Source organism: Luteimonas rhizosphaericola, assembly GCF_029888045.1.
GTDB classification, from domain to species: domain Bacteria; phylum Pseudomonadota; class Gammaproteobacteria; order Xanthomonadales; family Xanthomonadaceae; genus Luteimonas; species Luteimonas rhizosphaericola.
On record NZ_JARXRN010000024.1, the window covers coordinates 1 to 15,122 of the forward strand.

9 protein-coding genes are annotated in these 15,122 nt (G+C 70.8%); 7 read left to right on the top strand and 2 right to left on the bottom strand.

The window, feature by feature from the left end:
• Positions 1–71: 71 nt before the first annotated feature.
• Positions 72–2,315, bottom strand: coding sequence for a DNA topoisomerase IV subunit A (parC, locus tag QFW80_RS08900; protein ID WP_280601407.1), 2,244 nt, complete (start codon positions 2,313–2,315; stop codon positions 72–74).
• A 120-nt stretch (positions 2,316–2,435) separates the two neighbouring features.
• Between parC and cho the strand changes: the two genes are divergently transcribed.
• From cho to xylA, 3 genes are all read left to right on the top strand, one after another.
• The gene (gene cho / locus QFW80_RS08905) at positions 2,436–3,287 is read left to right on the top strand and encodes an excinuclease Cho (protein ID WP_280601408.1); all 852 of its coding nucleotides are present in this window, start codon (positions 2,436–2,438) and stop codon (positions 3,285–3,287) included.
• Positions 3,288–3,697: 410 nt separating this feature from the next.
• Positions 3,698–5,191 (top strand): xylulokinase, encoded by a 1,494-nt coding sequence (xylB, locus tag QFW80_RS08910; RefSeq protein ID WP_280601410.1) that lies wholly within the window; start codon positions 3,698–3,700, stop codon positions 5,189–5,191.
• 37 nt (positions 5,192–5,228) lie between these two features.
• On the top strand, positions 5,229–6,560 hold the full coding sequence (xylA, locus tag QFW80_RS08915; RefSeq protein ID WP_280601412.1) for a xylose isomerase: 1,332 nt from the start codon (positions 5,229–5,231) through the stop codon (positions 6,558–6,560).
• 87 nt (positions 6,561–6,647) lie between these two features.
• Here xylA and QFW80_RS08920 read toward each other — a convergent pair whose 3' ends face one another.
• Positions 6,648–7,664 (bottom strand): LacI family DNA-binding transcriptional regulator, encoded by a 1,017-nt coding sequence (locus QFW80_RS08920; protein ID WP_280601413.1) that lies wholly within the window; start codon positions 7,662–7,664, stop codon positions 6,648–6,650.
• 153 nt (positions 7,665–7,817) lie between these two features.
• Between QFW80_RS08920 and QFW80_RS08925 the strand changes: the two genes are divergently transcribed.
• From QFW80_RS08925 to QFW80_RS08940, 4 genes are all read left to right on the top strand, one after another.
• Complete coding sequence (locus QFW80_RS08925) at positions 7,818–10,034, top strand: alpha-glucuronidase family glycosyl hydrolase (RefSeq protein ID WP_280601414.1); 2,217 nt, start codon at positions 7,818–7,820, stop codon at positions 10,032–10,034.
• A 56-nt stretch (positions 10,035–10,090) separates the two neighbouring features.
• Positions 10,091–12,022: a sialate O-acetylesterase gene (locus QFW80_RS08930; RefSeq protein ID WP_425603531.1), complete on the top strand. Its 1,932-nt coding sequence runs from the start codon at positions 10,091–10,093 to the stop codon at positions 12,020–12,022.
• A gap of 19 nt (positions 12,023–12,041) precedes the next feature.
• On the top strand, positions 12,042–13,298 hold the full coding sequence (manD, locus tag QFW80_RS08935; protein WP_280601416.1) for a D-mannonate dehydratase ManD: 1,257 nt from the start codon (positions 12,042–12,044) through the stop codon (positions 13,296–13,298).
• 62 nt (positions 13,299–13,360) lie between these two features.
• A complete protein-coding gene (locus QFW80_RS08940) occupies positions 13,361–15,079 on the top strand; it encodes a glycoside hydrolase family 43 protein (protein ID WP_425603538.1) in 1,719 nt (572 codons plus the stop codon).
• Positions 15,080–15,122: the final 43 nt, after the last annotated feature.

Consider the following 15,122-nt stretch of genomic DNA (forward strand, 5'->3'; position numbering starts at 1 on the left):
CCGCCGGGCCGGCGACGCACGATGCGCCCAACCGCGCCGCCGCGCGCCCGGCCAGGCGGCGGCCGCGCGCATCACTCGACATGCAGGGCGTCCACTTTCTGCCATCCCCGCGGCAACAACCCCCCGCGGCTCGCGCGCGCCCCGAGGTACTCGCCGAGGTCCTTGAACGACAGGCTCATCGCGCGCGCGCCGGACTTCACCACGAGCGTACCGCCGGGCGGCACCACCGCCACCGCCACGACCCGCTCGGTGCCGCGCCGGGCCTTCGGGATCTCGATGATCTTGTTGCCCTTGCCGCGGTCGAGTTCAGGCAGGTCGGCGACCGGGAACGCGAGCAGGTGCCCGGCGCTGGTCACCGCGACGATGCGGTCGCTGCCGACCTCGCCGACCGGCGCGGGCTGCAGCACCTTCGCCCCTTCCGACAGCGAGAGCATCGCCTTGCCCGCCTTGTTGCGCCCGGTGAGGTTCTCGAACCGGGTGAGGAAGCCGTAGCCGTGCGAGGAGGCCACGACGAAGCGCTCGTCGTTGCCGCCGCTGGCCAAGGCGACGAAGCCGGCGCCGGCCGCGGGCGAGAACCGGCCGGTCAGCGGCTCGCCGTTGCCGCGCGCCGACGGCAGCGAATGCGCCAGCGTCGAATAGCTGCGCCCGGCGCTGTCGAGGAAGGCGACCTGCTGCGTGGTGCGGCCCTTCACCGCCGCCAGCAGCGCATCGCCGTCGCGATAGGACAGCGCAGCGGCGTCGACGTCGTGGCCCTTGGCCGCGCGCACCCAGCCCTTCTGGCTCAGCACGATGGTCACCGGCTCGCTCGCCACCAGGTCGGTCTCGTCGAGCGCCTGCGCGGCCCCGCGGGCCACCAGCGGCGAACGGCGCGCATCGCCGTGCTTCTTCGCGTCGGCCAGCAGTTCGTCCTTGATCAGCTTCTTCAGCTTCGCCTTGCTGCCGAGGGTGGCGATCAGCCGCTCGCGTTCGGCGGCCAGTTCGTCCTGTTCGCCGCGGATGCGCATCTCTTCCAGCCGCGCCAGCTGCCGCAGGCGGGTCTCGAGGATGTAGTCGGCCTGTTCCTCGGACAGTGCGAACCGGGCGATCAGCGCCGGACGCGGCGCGTCCTCGGTGCGGATGATGCGGATCACCTCGTCGAGGTTGAGGAAGGCCACCAGCAGGCCCTCGAGCAGGTGCAGCCGGCGCTCGACTTTCTCGAGGCGATGGTTGAGCCGCCGGGTCACGGTATCGACGCGGAACGCCAGCCACTCGGACAGCAGCATGCGCAGGTTCTTCACCTGCGGGCGGCCGTCCAGGCCGATCACGTTGAGGTTGACCCGGTAGCTGCGCTCCAGGTCGGTGGTCGCGAACAGGTGGCCCATCAGCTGCTCGGCATCCACCCGGTTCGAGCGCGGGATCAGGGCGATGCGCACCGGGTTGGCGTGATCGGACTCGTCGCGGATGTCCTCCAGCCACGGCAGCTTCTTGGCGCGCATCTGCGCGGCGATCTGCTCGATCACCTTCGACGGCGAGACCTGGTAGGGCAGGGCGGTGACGATGATGTTCTGGCCTTCGCGGGCGAAGGTGGCGCGTGCGCGCACGCTGCCGTTGCCGGTCTCGTACATCGCGCGCAGGTCGGCGGTGGGGGTGATGATCTCGGCGCTGGTCGGGTAGTCCGGGCCGCGCACGTGCTCGCACAGGTCGGCGACGGTGGCGTCGGGATCGTCGAGCAGGCGCACGCAGGCGCTGACCACCTCGCCCAGGTTGTGCGGCGGCACGTCGGTGGCCATGCCCACCGCGATCCCGGTGGTGCCGTTGAGCAGCAGGTGCGGCAGCCGCGCCGGCAGCCAGCTCGGCTCCTCCAGGGTGCCGTCGAAGTTGGGCACCCAGTCGGCCGTGCCCTGGCCCAGTTCGCCCAGCAGCACCTCGGCGATCGGGGTCAGGCGCGATTCGGTGTAGCGCATCGCCGCGAACGACTTGGGGTCGTCGCTGGAGCCGAAGTTGCCCTGGCCGTCGATCAGCGGATAGCGGTAGGAGAACGGCTGCGCCATCAGCACCAGCGCCTCGTAGCAGGCGCTGTCGCCGTGGGGGTGGAACTTGCCGATCACGTCGCCCACGGTGCGCGCCGACTTCTTCGGCTTGGCGGCAGCGTTGAGCCCGAGCTCGCTCATCGCGTAGATGATCCGGCGCTGCACGGGTTTCAGGCCATCGCCGATGAAGGGCAGGGCGCGGTCGAGCACCACGTACATCGAATAGTCGAGGTAGGCGCGTTCGGCGTATTCGCGCAGCGGGATCTGCTCGAAGCCGTGGAAGGTGGTGCGGACGGGCTCGGTCATCGGTCTTGGCACGGGAAAAGAGGTGGATTCTACCGCCGACGCAGTGTCCGGCCGGCGGTCTCGCCGACTGAGACGCGCGCGCGCCAGCATCGCCGCGCCTTCCCCGTCCCGGCCTGCCGCATGTACGTTCCGTTGCCCGCCCGTCGCACCGAAGCCGCGCACTACGTCTATCCCGAGCACCTGCGGCCGCAGATCGCCGGGCTGCCACGCGCGTCGGGCGTCTACGTGTTCCACGGCGAGGGCGCGGGCCCGCCGCTGTACATCGGCAAGAGCGTCGACATCCGCCACCGGGTGCTGGACCACCTGCGCACGCCGGAGGAGGCGCGGCTGCTCCGGCAGACGCGGCGGATCGAGTTCACCCGCACCGCGGGGGACCTGGGCGCGCAACTGCTGGAGGCGCAGCAGATCAAGCTGCGCCAGCCCGTGCACAACAAGAAGCTGCGGCGCCGGCGCCAGCTGTGTTCGATCCGCCTGCTGTGCGGGCGGCCGGAGGTGGTGCATTCGCACGAGCTGCCGTTCGCCTCTACCGCGCGGCTGTACGGACTGTTCTCCAGCCGGGTGGCGGCGCTCCAGGCGCTGCGCGCGATCGCCGACGAGCACCGGCTGTGCTACGGCCTGGTCGGGATCGAGCGGCTGCCGGCAGGACGGGCCTGCTTCCGCGCCGGCATCGGCCGCTGCGCCGGGGCCTGCTGCGGCGCGGAGCCGCGTGCCGACCACGAGGCACGGCTGGAAGCGGCGCTGGAGGCACTGGCGCTCGCGGTGTGGCCGTATGCGGGGGCGGTCGGGATCGTCGAGGAGGGGGTCGATCTCACGGAGATCCACGTGGTGGACGGGTGGCAGTACCTGGGCAGCGCCGCGACCCGCGCCCGGGCCAGGCGCCTGGTGGCGCGAGTCTCGGGGTTCGACAACGATGGCTACCGGATCCTGGCCGGACCGCTGATGGCGGGCCGCTACCGGGTGGTCCTGCTCTGAAGGGGTGGTCCGGCGCTGGCCCGCTGGAGGGTGATGGGCGGCGTCCTAGGCGAAGCGCCGTCCCGACCCGTCGTGGCGCCCGGCGCGGGGCGCCGCCATGGCGGGACGCATTGGCTTCCCGCGAGCGCTTACGAACCGCGGGAACCGACTACGGACCAGATCCGCCACCGGGATCTGCGTCGATCCGGGTGTAACGGGCGCTGTAACCGAAAGAAAATGTTAACGCTAACGCTGGTCGCTGGGGCGGACGGGTGTGGTTGCGCAGTGCAGCAAGGCTTTTCGGGGCGGCATGTGTAGAGTTCCGCACACGCCATCAGCCGGATCGGCAGGCGTCGGGGAGCGGCTGGACGGACGTGTCGCCGTCACCGCACACATTTTTTGGTAGCGCTAACTTTATTCGGGGATCGTGGATGGGCCTGTTCGTTGGACTGGATGTGGGCACCCAGAGCGTCAAGCTGGTGGCCTACGATCCCGATGCGCGCCAGATCGTCGCATCGGCCGGCCAGCCGCTGGACCTCGCCTCGGGCGACGACGGCAGCCGCGAGCAGCGCGCCGACTGGTGGGTGGAGGCAGTGCGCGCGTGCTTCGCGCGGATCGAGCCGTCGGTGCGCGCGCGCATTGTGGCGATCGGCGTGTCCGGCCAGCAGCATGGCTTCGTCCCGCTCGACCGCAGCGGCAGCGTGCTGGCGCCGGCGAAGCTGTGGAACGACACCAGCACCAGCGACGAATGCGACGAGATCATGGATGCGGTGGGCGGCGCGCAGCGCGCCATCGAGCTGGCCGGCAACCCGATCCTGGCCGGCTACACCGCGTCCAAGCTGCCGTGGACCCGCAAGCACCGTTCGCAGGCCTACGCGCGGCTGGCCACGATCCTGCTGCCGCACGACTACATCAACTACTGGCTGACCGGCGAGCTGTGGATGGAGCACGGCGACGCCTCCGGCACCGGCTGGCTGGACGTGCGCAACCGCCGCTGGTCGCCGGAGATGCTGGCCGCGACCGACCCGGACCGCGACCTCGGCGCCTGCCTGCCGCCGCTGGTGGACGCGGGCACGCTGGTGCCGATCAAGCCGGCGCTGGCCGACGAACTCGGCCTGCCGCACGCGGTGCAGGTGGCGGCCGGCGGCGGCGACAACATGATGGCCGCGATCGGCACCGGCAACGTGGTCCCGGGCGTGCTGAGCATGAGCCTGGGCACCTCGGGCACGCTGTTCACCTATGCCGACCGGCCGGTCGTCGATGACACCGGGCGCTGGGCGGCGTTCTGCGATTCCACCGGCGGCTGGCTGCCGCTGATCTGCACCATGAACTGCACCGTCGCCACCGAGGCGGTCGGCCGCCTGTGCGGCTTCTCGACCAGGGAGGGCGACGCGCTGCTGGCCGGCACCCGCCCGGGCGCCGAAGGCCTGCTGATGCTGCCGTTCCTCAACGGCGAGCGCACGCCCGACCTGCCGCACGGGCGCGGCAACCTGTTCGGCATGACCGCCACCAACCTCACCCCGGCCAACCTCTACCGCTCGGCGATGGAAGGCGCGATGTACAGCCTGCGTAACGGCTACGATGCGCTGGTCGACGCCGGCCTGCGCTTCGAGGCCATCCGCCTCACCGGCGGCGGCAGCCAGAGCACGGTGTGGCGGCAGATGACCGCGGACCTGTTCGGCCTGCCGGTCGACGTGCCCGAACAGGCCGAAGGCGCGGCGTTCGGCGCCGCGCTGCAGGCGCTGTGGGCGGTGCAGAAGGCCGCCGACGGCGATGCCGACCTCAACGCGCTCGCCGCCGCGCACGTGCAGCTCGACCCACGCCTGGCCGCGCATCCGCACGCCGAAGCCACCGGCGCCTACGACGCCCAGTACCAGCGTTTCCTCATCCACCTCGACGCGATCCGGCCGCTGTACGCGGATTGACCGCGCCTTTCCTCCACGACTCCACGGACACACCGCAATGAGCAAGGCATTCATCGGCGCGAAGGAATACTTCCCCGGCATCGGCAAGATTCCCTACGAAGGCGCCGCCTCCGAAAATCCGCTGGCCTTCAAGGTCTACGACGCGGAGAAGAAGATCGGCGGCAAGACCATGCGCGAGCACCTGCGCTTCGCGGTCTGCTACTGGCACACCTTCTGCAACGCCGGCGCCGACCCGTTCGGTCCGGGCACGCGCCGTTTCCCCTGGGACGGCGGCGACGCACTCGCCGCGGCCGAGGCCAAGGCCGACGCCGCGTTCGAGTTCTTCACCAAGCTCGACGTGCCGTACTACTGCTTCCACGACGTCGACCTGGCGCCCGACGCCGAGGACATCGGCACCTACGAGAAGAACCTCAAGCACATGGTGGCGCTCGCCAAGGAGCGCCAGCAGGCCACCGGCATGAAGCTGCTGTGGGGCACGGCGAACCTGTTCTCGCACCCGCGCTACATGAACGGCGCGTCGACCAACCCGGATTTCGCGGTGGTCGCGCGCGCGGCGGTGCAGGTCAAGGCCGTGCTCGACGCGGTGGTGGAACTCGGCGGCGAACACTACGTGTTCTGGGGCGGCCGCGAAGGCTACGCCTCGCTGCACAACACCGACATGAAGCGGGAGCTGGCGCACTTCGCCCGCTTCCTCACCGCTTCGCGCGACTACGCGCGCAGCATCGGCTTCCAGGGCAAGTTCTTCATCGAGCCCAAGCCGATGGAGCCGATGAAGCACCAGTACGATTTCGACTCGGCCACGGTCGCCGGCTTCCTCAAGGAGCACGGCCTGGACAAGGACTTCATGCTCAATATCGAGGCCAACCACGCCACGCTGTCGGGCCACACCTTCGAGCACGACCTGCAGGTCGCGGCCGACCACGGCCTGCTCGGCAGCATCGACGCCAACCGCGGCAACGCGCAGAACGGCTGGGACACCGACCAGTTCCCGACCGACCTGTACGACACCGTCGGCGCGATGCTGGTGGTGCTGCGCCAGGGCGGCCTGGTGGGCGGCCTGAACTTCGACGCCAAGCCGCGCCGCGAGTCGACCGACATGGAGGACCTGTTCATCGCACACATCGGCGGCATGGATGCGTTCGCGCGCGGGCTGGAAGTGGCGCACGCGCTGCTGAACGACTCGCCGTGGGAGCAGTGGCGCAAGCAGCGCTACGCCAGCTTCGACGGCGGCGACGGCAAGGCGTTCGCCGAAGGCCGGCTGGGCCTGGCCGAACTCGCGTCGCTGGCCGCCAAGGGTGGCGAGCCGCAGCAGACCAGCGGCAAGCAGGAGCGCTACGAGAACCTGCTCAACCAGTACCTGCTGCGCTGAGTGGCGGTGCGCGCGCCGGTCGCCATGGGAGCACCACCGTCCCTCCGCGCCGACCGGCCGCGTGATTTCCCGGGGTGCCCGGCGCGGTCAGCGCGCCGGCGCCGCAACCGAGTCGCGCTGCACCAGCTGGTGGGCGATGACGTGGTCCACCAGCGTGCGCGGGCCGTCCTTGCGGCGGATGCCGCGCACCAGGATGTCGATGGCCGAATCGCCCATCATCGCCACCGGCTGGCGGATGGTGGTGAGTTCCGGCCAGACCGTGGTGGCGGCGTAGGTGTCGTCGAAGCCGACGACCGACAGGTCGCGCGGCACGTCGAGGTGGCGCCGGTGCGCCACCGAGACCACGGCCGCGGCCATGTCGTCGTTGCTGGCGAAGATGGCCGTCGGCGGGTTGGGGTGGGCGAGCAGTTTCTCGGCCGCCTCCAGCCCCGAGCGGTAGGTGAAGAAGCCGGCCTCGACCAGGGTCTCGTCGAACGGGATCCCGGCTTCGGACAGCGCCACCTGGAAGCCCTCCAGCCGGCGCACGCTGGCGGTCTGGTTGGGGTGGCCCTTGATGTGGCCGATGCGCCGGTGCCCGGCGGCGATCAGGTGCTGGGTGACTTCCTTGCCGGCCTGGAAATCGTCGATGCGCACCCGCGAGATGTACTGGTTGGGATGCGCCGAGGCGATCGCCACCACCGGCACGCCGGCATCGACGAACTCGGCGATCACGCCCTTGGATTCGCACAGCGGCGGCGGCAGGATCACGCCGGTGATGCGGTTGGCCAGCGTGCGCGCGGCCTGGCGCTGCGCGTTGGCGCCGAGGTTGTCCCAGGAATCGATCACCAGTTGCGCGGCGATGCGGCTGGCGCCGCGCAGCGCGCCGACCAGCAGTTCGCGCAGGTAGGCGCTGCTGGGGTTGGTGTAGATCAGCGCGACGCGCGGCTCGTGCGCGGTGGCCAGCGCGCTGGCGGCCAGGTTGGGGGTGTAGCCGAGTTCGCGCACCGCGCGCATGACCCGCTCGCGGGTGGTGTCGCGCACCTTGCCCTGGTCGTTGACCACGCGCGAGACCGTCATCGGCGAGACCTTGGCCAGCGCCGCGACCTCGTCGAGCGTCACCGCCATTCCCTTGCGGCGGGCGGCTTTCCTCGGCTTCTGCAACGGTGTTTCCCCCTGCCGCGCCGCGGCCGTCTGTGGTTCGGGCCGGCATGCGCGGCGCGGTGCGCTTCGACGGACGCGGCGTCCATCGCGACACGACCAGACATGAGGGCTGATTGAATGGTACACACAACGGTCAACGCCGGGCAGCATCCGGCCCCGGCTTCGCAGGGGCGGCCTGGCCGCTGGCTGCGCCGCCTCGCCGGCGTCGTGCTGACCCTGGCGGTGCTGCCGCTGGCCCATGCCGAGGACGGGTACGAACTGTGGCTGCGCTACCGCCCGGCGGCGGATGCCGCGGCGCAGGCCTATCGCGCGCAGGTCGCCCAGGTGGTGGCGCCCGCGGCCAGCGACACCCAGCGGGCGACCCGGGACGAGCTGTCGCGCGGACTGCGGGGACTGCTGGGCAGGGCGCCCATGCTGGCCGATGCGCCCACCGCGGCGGGCGCGCTGCTGGTCGGCACCCCTGCATCGCTGCCTTCGATCGACCGGCTCGGCCTCGACCTGGACGATCTGGGCGAGGAGGGCTACCTGATCCGCAGCGTGCGCGTGGACGGACGCGCCGCCACGGTGGTCGCCGCCAACAGTGACACCGGTGCGCTTTACGGCGCGTTCCACCTGCTGCGGCTGATGCAGTCGGGGCAGCCGCTGGAGGCGCTCGACCTGCGCGAAGTGCCGAAGGTCGGGTTGCGCGTGCTCAACCACTGGGACGACCTCAACCGCCACGTGGAACGCGGCTACTCCGGCCAGTCGATCTGGGACTGGCACCGGCTGCCCGGCTGGCTCGACCCGCGCTACACCGACTACGCCCGCGCCAACGCCTCGATCGGCATCAACGGCACGGTGCTCAACAACGTCAACGCCAACGCGCAGATCCTGACCGCGCCCTACCTCGACAAGGTCGCCGCGCTGGCCGGCGTGATGCGTCCGTACGGCATCCGCGTGTACGTCAGCGCGCGCTTCAGCGCGCCGATGGAGATCGGCGGCCTCGACACCGCCGATCCGCTCGATCCGGCCGTGCGCCGCTGGTGGCAGGCCAAGGCGGACGAGATCTACGCGAAAGTGCCCGACTTCGGCGGATTCCTGGTCAAGGCCAATTCCGAAGGCCAGCCGGGGCCGCAGGATTTCGGCCGCAGCCACGCCGACGGCGCCAACATGCTGGCCGAGGTGCTCGCGCCGCACGGCGGCGTGGTGATGTGGCGCGCGTTCGTGTACTCGGACGAAGAACCCGACGACCGCCACAAGCAGGCCTACACCGAGTTCGTGCCGCACGACGGCGAGTTCCGCGACAACGTGCTGGTGCAGGTCAAGAACGGCGCGATCGATTTCCAGCCGCGCGAGCCGTTCCATCCGCTGTTCGGCGCGATGCCGAAGACGCCGCTGATGATGGAGTTCCAGATCACCAAGGAGTACCTCGGCTTCGCCACCCACCTGGTCTACCTGGGGCCGATGTACGAGGAGGTGCTGCGCGCCGACACGCATGCGAAGGGGCCCGGCTCGACGGTGGCGAAGGTGGTCGACGGTTCGCTCGAGGGCCACGCGCTCAGCGGCATCGCCGGCGTGGCCAACATCGGCAGCGACCGCAACTGGAGCGGCTCGCATTTCGATCAGGCCAACTGGTACGTCTTCGGCCGCATGGCCTGGGATCCATCGGTCGACGCACGCACCGTGGCGCAGGAGTGGACGCGCATGACCTTCAGCACCGATCCGGCGTTCGTCGAGCCGGTGGTGGAGATGATGATGGCCTCGCACCAGGCCGCGGTGGATTACATGACACCGCTGGGCCTGCACCACCTGATGGGCCGCGGCCATCATTACGGCCCGGCGCCGTGGGTGGAAGGCGGGCCGCGCGCAGACTGGACGTCGGTGTACTTCCACCGGGCGACGAAGGAGGGCATCGGCTTCGACCGCACCACGTCGGGCAGCGATGCGGTGTCGCAGTACGCGCCGCCGGTGGCCGAGGTGTTCAACGATCCGGCGCGGGTGCCTGAAGAGTTCCTGCTGTGGTTCCACCACCGGCCGTGGACCAGCCGCGTGGCATCGGGACGCACCCTGTGGGACGAGCTGGTGCACCGCTATTCGCGCGGCGTCGGCGAGGTGGCCCGGATGCGCGAGACCTGGACCGGGCTGGACCGGTACGTCGATCCCGAACGCCATCACCAGGTCGAGCGCTTCCTGGCGATCCAGCAGCAGGAGGCGCAGTGGTGGCGCGATGCCAGCATCGCCTACTTCCAGACCTTCTCCGGACTGCCGCTGCCCGAAGGCGAGGCGCCGCCGGCGCAGTCGCTGGAGTACTACAAGTCGCTGGAATTCCCGTACGCGCCGGGGGACACCCAGTGAGCCGCAACCGCTGTGCCGCCGGTGCGGCGCGCGCCGTGTTGACCGGTGTCGCGCTCGTGTCGGCCTCGTTTGCGGCACCCGCCTGGGCCGCCGACGAAGCGTCGTCGCTGCTGCATCCGATGTTCGACGACCACGTCGTGCTCCAGCGCGACCGTCCGGTGCGCGTGTACGGCACGGCGCCGGCGGGCGAGACGGTGCGGGTCGAGTTCGCAGGGCGACGCGCGCGTGCGCGCGCCGGCGACGACGGCCGCTGGGAAGCGCAGCTGCCGGCGCTCGCTGCGGGCGGGCCGCATGCGCTGGTGGTGTCTGCCGGCGGCCGCACGCAGCGCGTGTCCGACGTGCTGGTCGGCGACGTGTGGCTGTGCTCGGGCCAGTCGAACATGGAACTGCAGGTCTGGCGCGCGCTCGACGCGCGCGCGGAGATCGCCGGCGCCGGCAACGACCGCATCCGCCTGCTCACCGTGCCGCAGGTGTCCGACGTGGTGCCCAGGGCGGAGTTCTCCGAGGCGGTGGAATGGCAGCCGGTGAACCCGGACACCGTGCGCGAGTTCTCCGCCGCCTGCTATTTCTACGCGCGCGAACTGCAGAAGCATGTCGACGTGCCGATGGGCCTGATCGATGCCTCGTGGGGCGGGTCGCGGATCCAGGCCTGGACCAGCGGCGGGGCGCTGCGCACGCTGGGCGACTACGATGCCGAGCTCGGCGTGCTGGGCCGCTATGCCGACGACGCCGTCGCCGCGGTGGGCGACTGGGGCACGCTGTGGCAGGACTGGTGGTCGGCGCGCGAAGGCGTCGAGGCTGACGACCGTCCCTGGGGCGCGGACGAGGCGAGCGGCGCGTGGCGCGCCGCGCCGGAGCAGCTCGGCGCCTGGGAACGCTGGGGCGTGCCTGAACTGGCCGACTTCAACGGCATGGTGTGGTACCGCACGACGGTCGAACTCGATGCCGCGCAGGCTGCGCAGGGCGCGACGCTCGTGCTGGGTCCGGCCGACGAGATCGACATGACCTGGGTCAACGGCCGCGGCGTGGGCAGCACCTACGGCGCCGGCTCGGGCCGCGAGTACGCGCTGCCGGCGGGCCTGCTGCGCGCGGGTGCGAACACCATCGTGGTCAACGTGCTCGACACCTACCGCGACGGCGGCCTGGCCGGCCCGGCATCGGCGCACGCGCTGCGCCTGGCCGACGGCAGCCGGGTGCCGCTCGATGGCGGCTGGCGCTACCGCGTGGTGCCGCCCGAACTGGGCACGCCGCCGCGCGCGCCGTGGCAGAGCGCGGCCGGCCTGTCGACGCTGTACAACGGCATGATCGCGCCGATCGGCCGCTACGGCCTGCGCGGCGCGCTGTGGTACCAGGGCGAGTCGAACACCTTCGAGCACGACCGCTACGCGGGCCTGCTGCGCGCGCTGCGCAGCGACTGGCGCAGCCGCTTCGGCGACGACCTGCCGCTGCTGGTGGTGCAGCTGGCGAACTATGGCGCCGCACCGACCGCGCCGACGGAGAGCGACTGGGCGTCGCTGCGGGAGGCGCAGCGCGCGGTCGCGGCGGAGGATCGGAATACGGGCCTGGCCGTCACCATCGACATCGGCGACCGCTACGACATCCATCCGACCAACAAGCAGGAACTCGGCCGCCGCCTGGCGCGCGTGGCCAGGCACGTGGTCTACGGCGAGTCGCTCCCGCCCTCCGGTCCGGTGCCGGCATCGACCTCGCGCGACGGCGACGCGGTGGTGGTGCGGTTCGACGATGTCGGCGACGGCCTGGTGGCCTATGGCGCCGAGGGGCCGATCGGCTTCGAGCTGTGCGGCGACGCACCCGGTTCGTGCCGCTACGCGCAGGCCAGCATCCGCTCCGACCGCGTCACCCTGCAGGCGCCAGGCGCAGCCACGGCCACGCGCGTGCGCTACTGCTGGGCCGACAGCCCGGTCTGCACCCTGTTCGACGGCGCCGGCCTGCCGGCCGGGCCGTTCGAACGTCCCGTCACCCCATGATCGAAGACGACCCCGCCCGATGAGCAACGCCGCCTCCCACGACTCCACGCCCCACGGTTCGCGCAACGATCGCGAGATCGTCGACGCCAAGGTCATCGTCACCTGCCCGGGCCGCAACTTCGTCACCCTCAAGATCACCACCCGTTCGGGCATCCATGGCCTGGGCGATGCGACCCTCAACGGGCGCGAGCTGGCGGTCGCCTCGTACCTGCAGGACCACGTGGTGCCGAACCTGATCGGGCGCGATGCCGGCCGGATCGAGGACACCTGGCAGTTCCTGTACCGCGGCGCGTACTGGCGCCGCGGGCCGGTGACCATGAGCGCGATCGCCGCGGTCGACGTCGCCCTGTGGGACATCCTCGGCAAGATGGCCGGGCTGCCGGTGTACCAGCTGCTGGGCGGGCGCTCGCGCGAGGGCGCGCTGGTGTACGGCCACGCCAACGGCCGCGACATCGCCGAAGCCTCCGACGCGGTGGGCCGCTTCATCGAGCAGGGCTTCCTGGCCGTGCGCGCGCAGTGCGGCGTCCCGGGCATCAAGAAGGCCTACGGCATCTCCAACGCCAAGGGCTACGAGCCGGCCGAGAGCGAGCTGCCGCTGGAAACCACCTGGAACACGCCGCGCTACCTGGACGTGGTGCCGAAACTGTTCGAGCAGCTGCGCGCCGACCACGGCAACGACGTCGAGCTGCTGCACGACGTGCACCACCGGCTCACGCCGATCGAGGCCGCGCGACTGGCGAAATCGCTCGAACCCTACCGCCTGTTCTGGCTCGAGGACGCGACCCCGGCCGAGAACCAGAAGAGCTTCGAGCTGATCCGCCAGCACTCGGTCACCGCGCTGGCGGTGGGCGAGGTCTTCAACTCGATCTGGGACTGCAAGCACCTGATCGAGCACCAGCTGATCGACTACATCCGCACCACGATCGTGCACGGCGGCGGCATCACCCACCTGCGCCGGCTGGCGGATTTCGCCGCGCTGCACCAGGTGCGCACCGGCTTCCACGGCGCCACCGACCTGTCGCCGGTGACCATGGGCGCGGCGCTGCATTTCGACACCTGGGTGCCGAACTTCGGCATCCAGGAATACATGTTCCACACCGACGAGACCGATGCGGTGTTCCCGCACGACTACGTGCTGCGCGACGGACGGCTGCACGTGGGCGACACGCCCGGCATCGGCGTGGACATCGACGAGGCGCTGGCCGCGAAGTATCCGTACGCACCGAAGCAGTTGCCGATCGCGCGGCTGGAAGACGGCGCGATGTGGGACTGGTGAGACAACCGAGGGGAATGCAGATGATCGACCGCACCAAACGCCACCGCCGCCACGCGGCCTCCATGGGCCTGATGGCCGCCGGCGTCGCCGCATTGCTGCTGGCGGGTTGCCAGCGCGAACCAGCTGCAGCCGAGGCGCCGGCCCCAGCCGCCGACGCGACGCCGGCCGCCACGACGGCGTACTTCGACTGGTTCGAGTACACCGGCCGCGACGCCGCCTTCGAGGCGCCTGTGCCGGAGGGCAGCTTCCGGAATCCGGTGCTGGCGGGCTTCCACTCCGATCCCAGCGTGACCGCGGCCAACGGCAAGTTCTATCTCGTCGCCTCGACCTTCGCCTTCTTCCCCGGCATCCCGGTGTTCGAGAGCGAGGACCTGGTGCACTGGACCCAGGTGGGCAACGCCATCCACCGCCCCGGGCAGCTGGACTTCGACGGGCTGGGCATGTCGCGCGGCGTGTTCGCGCCGGCGATCGAGTTCCACGACGGCACGTTCTACGTGGTCAACACCTCGGTCGATGCCGGCGGCAACTTCATCGTCACCGCCAAGGATCCGGCGGGTCCGTGGTCGGATCCGGTCTGGCTGCCGACCATCGGCGGCATCGATCCGTCGCTGTTCTTCGACGACGACGGCAAGGTCTACATCCTCAACAACGACGAACCCGAGGTGCCGGTCCGCTACGACGGGCATCGGGCGATCTGGCTGCAGGAGATCGACATCGCCAACGGCAAGCCGTTCGGCCCGCGCAAGGTGCTGATCGACGGCGGCGTGAAGCCCGAGGACAACCCGATCTGGATCGAAGGCCCGCACATCTACAAGGTCGACGGCTGGTATTACCTCAACAACGCCGAGGGCGGCACCGGGCCGCAGCACTCGCAGGTGATCCTGCGCAGCCGCGACGTCTGGGGGCCGTACGAACCCTACGCGGCCAACCCGATCCTCACCCAGCGCGATCTCGACCCGAACCGGCCGCTGCCGGTCACCAACGCCGGCCATGCCGACCTGGTGCAGGGCCCGGACGGCAGCTGGTGGGCGACGTTCCTGGCCAGCCGCAACTACGGCGTGGACCACTACAACACCGGGCGCGAAGCCTTCCTGCTGCCGGTGACGTGGACGAACGGCTGGCCGGTGATCCTGCCGCGCGGCGAAGGGATTCCCTACGTGCTGCCAGGGCCGTCCTTCATGAAGTCGCCCGCCGAGCAGGCGCCGATGACCGGCAACTTCACCTGGCGCGACGAGTTCGACACGGTGGAACTGGGCAAGGGCTGGATGACCCCGCGGGTGCCGAAGACCACGTGGTACGACGGCACGTCGCGCCCGGGCTGGCTGGCGATCCAGCCGCTGCGCGAGCGCCTGGACACCAAGGTCAATCCGTCGTTCTACGCGCGCCGGCAGCAGCACCAGGTATTCGAGGCGAGCACCGCGATGGAGGTGCCCGCCGCCGGCGTCGCCGCCGGCTTGGCCGCGTTCCAGGGCGATACCCACTGGTACTTCCTCGGCGTGCGGCGCGGCGAGGGCGAGGCCATCGAAGTGTTCCTGGAGAAGAAGGCGGGCGAGGGCGATCCCGAGATCGTGGCCCGGGGTACCGCGGACGCCGCGAAACAGCTCAGTCTGCACATCGAGGGGAACGAGGGACGATACGGCTTCGGGTTCGATGCCGGCGACGGCGCCGGCGTGCAGTGGCTGACGCGCGATGCCGACGGCACGATCCTGAGCACGGATGTCGCCGGCGGGTTTGTCGGCGCCACGATCGGACCGCACGCGCGCGACGAACGCGCGCTCTGACACGCAACGGGAGGACGGGGACATGCACGCATCCGATCGACAG

Bases quoted from the DNA above. Each gene is read 5' to 3' on its own strand.
- QFW80_RS08920 (WP_280601413.1), bottom strand. From the start codon at position 7,664: ATGGCGGTGACGCTCGACGAGGTCGCGGCGCTGGCCAAGGTCTCGCCG.
- manD (WP_280601416.1), top strand. From the start codon at position 12,042: ATGAGCAACGCCGCCTCCCACGACTCCACGCCCCACGGTTCGCGCAAC.
- QFW80_RS08925 (WP_280601414.1), top strand. From the start codon at position 7,818: ATGGTACACACAACGGTCAACGCCGGGCAGCATCCGGCCCCGGCTTCG.
- cho (WP_280601408.1), top strand. From the start codon at position 2,436: ATGTACGTTCCGTTGCCCGCCCGTCGCACCGAAGCCGCGCACTACGTC.
- parC (WP_280601407.1), bottom strand. From the start codon at position 2,315: ATGACCGAGCCCGTCCGCACCACCTTCCACGGCTTCGAGCAGATCCCG.
- QFW80_RS08940 (WP_425603538.1), top strand. From the start codon at position 13,361: ATGGGCCTGATGGCCGCCGGCGTCGCCGCATTGCTGCTGGCGGGTTGC.
- xylA (WP_280601412.1), top strand. From the start codon at position 5,229: ATGAGCAAGGCATTCATCGGCGCGAAGGAATACTTCCCCGGCATCGGC.
- xylB (WP_280601410.1), top strand. From the start codon at position 3,698: ATGGGCCTGTTCGTTGGACTGGATGTGGGCACCCAGAGCGTCAAGCTG.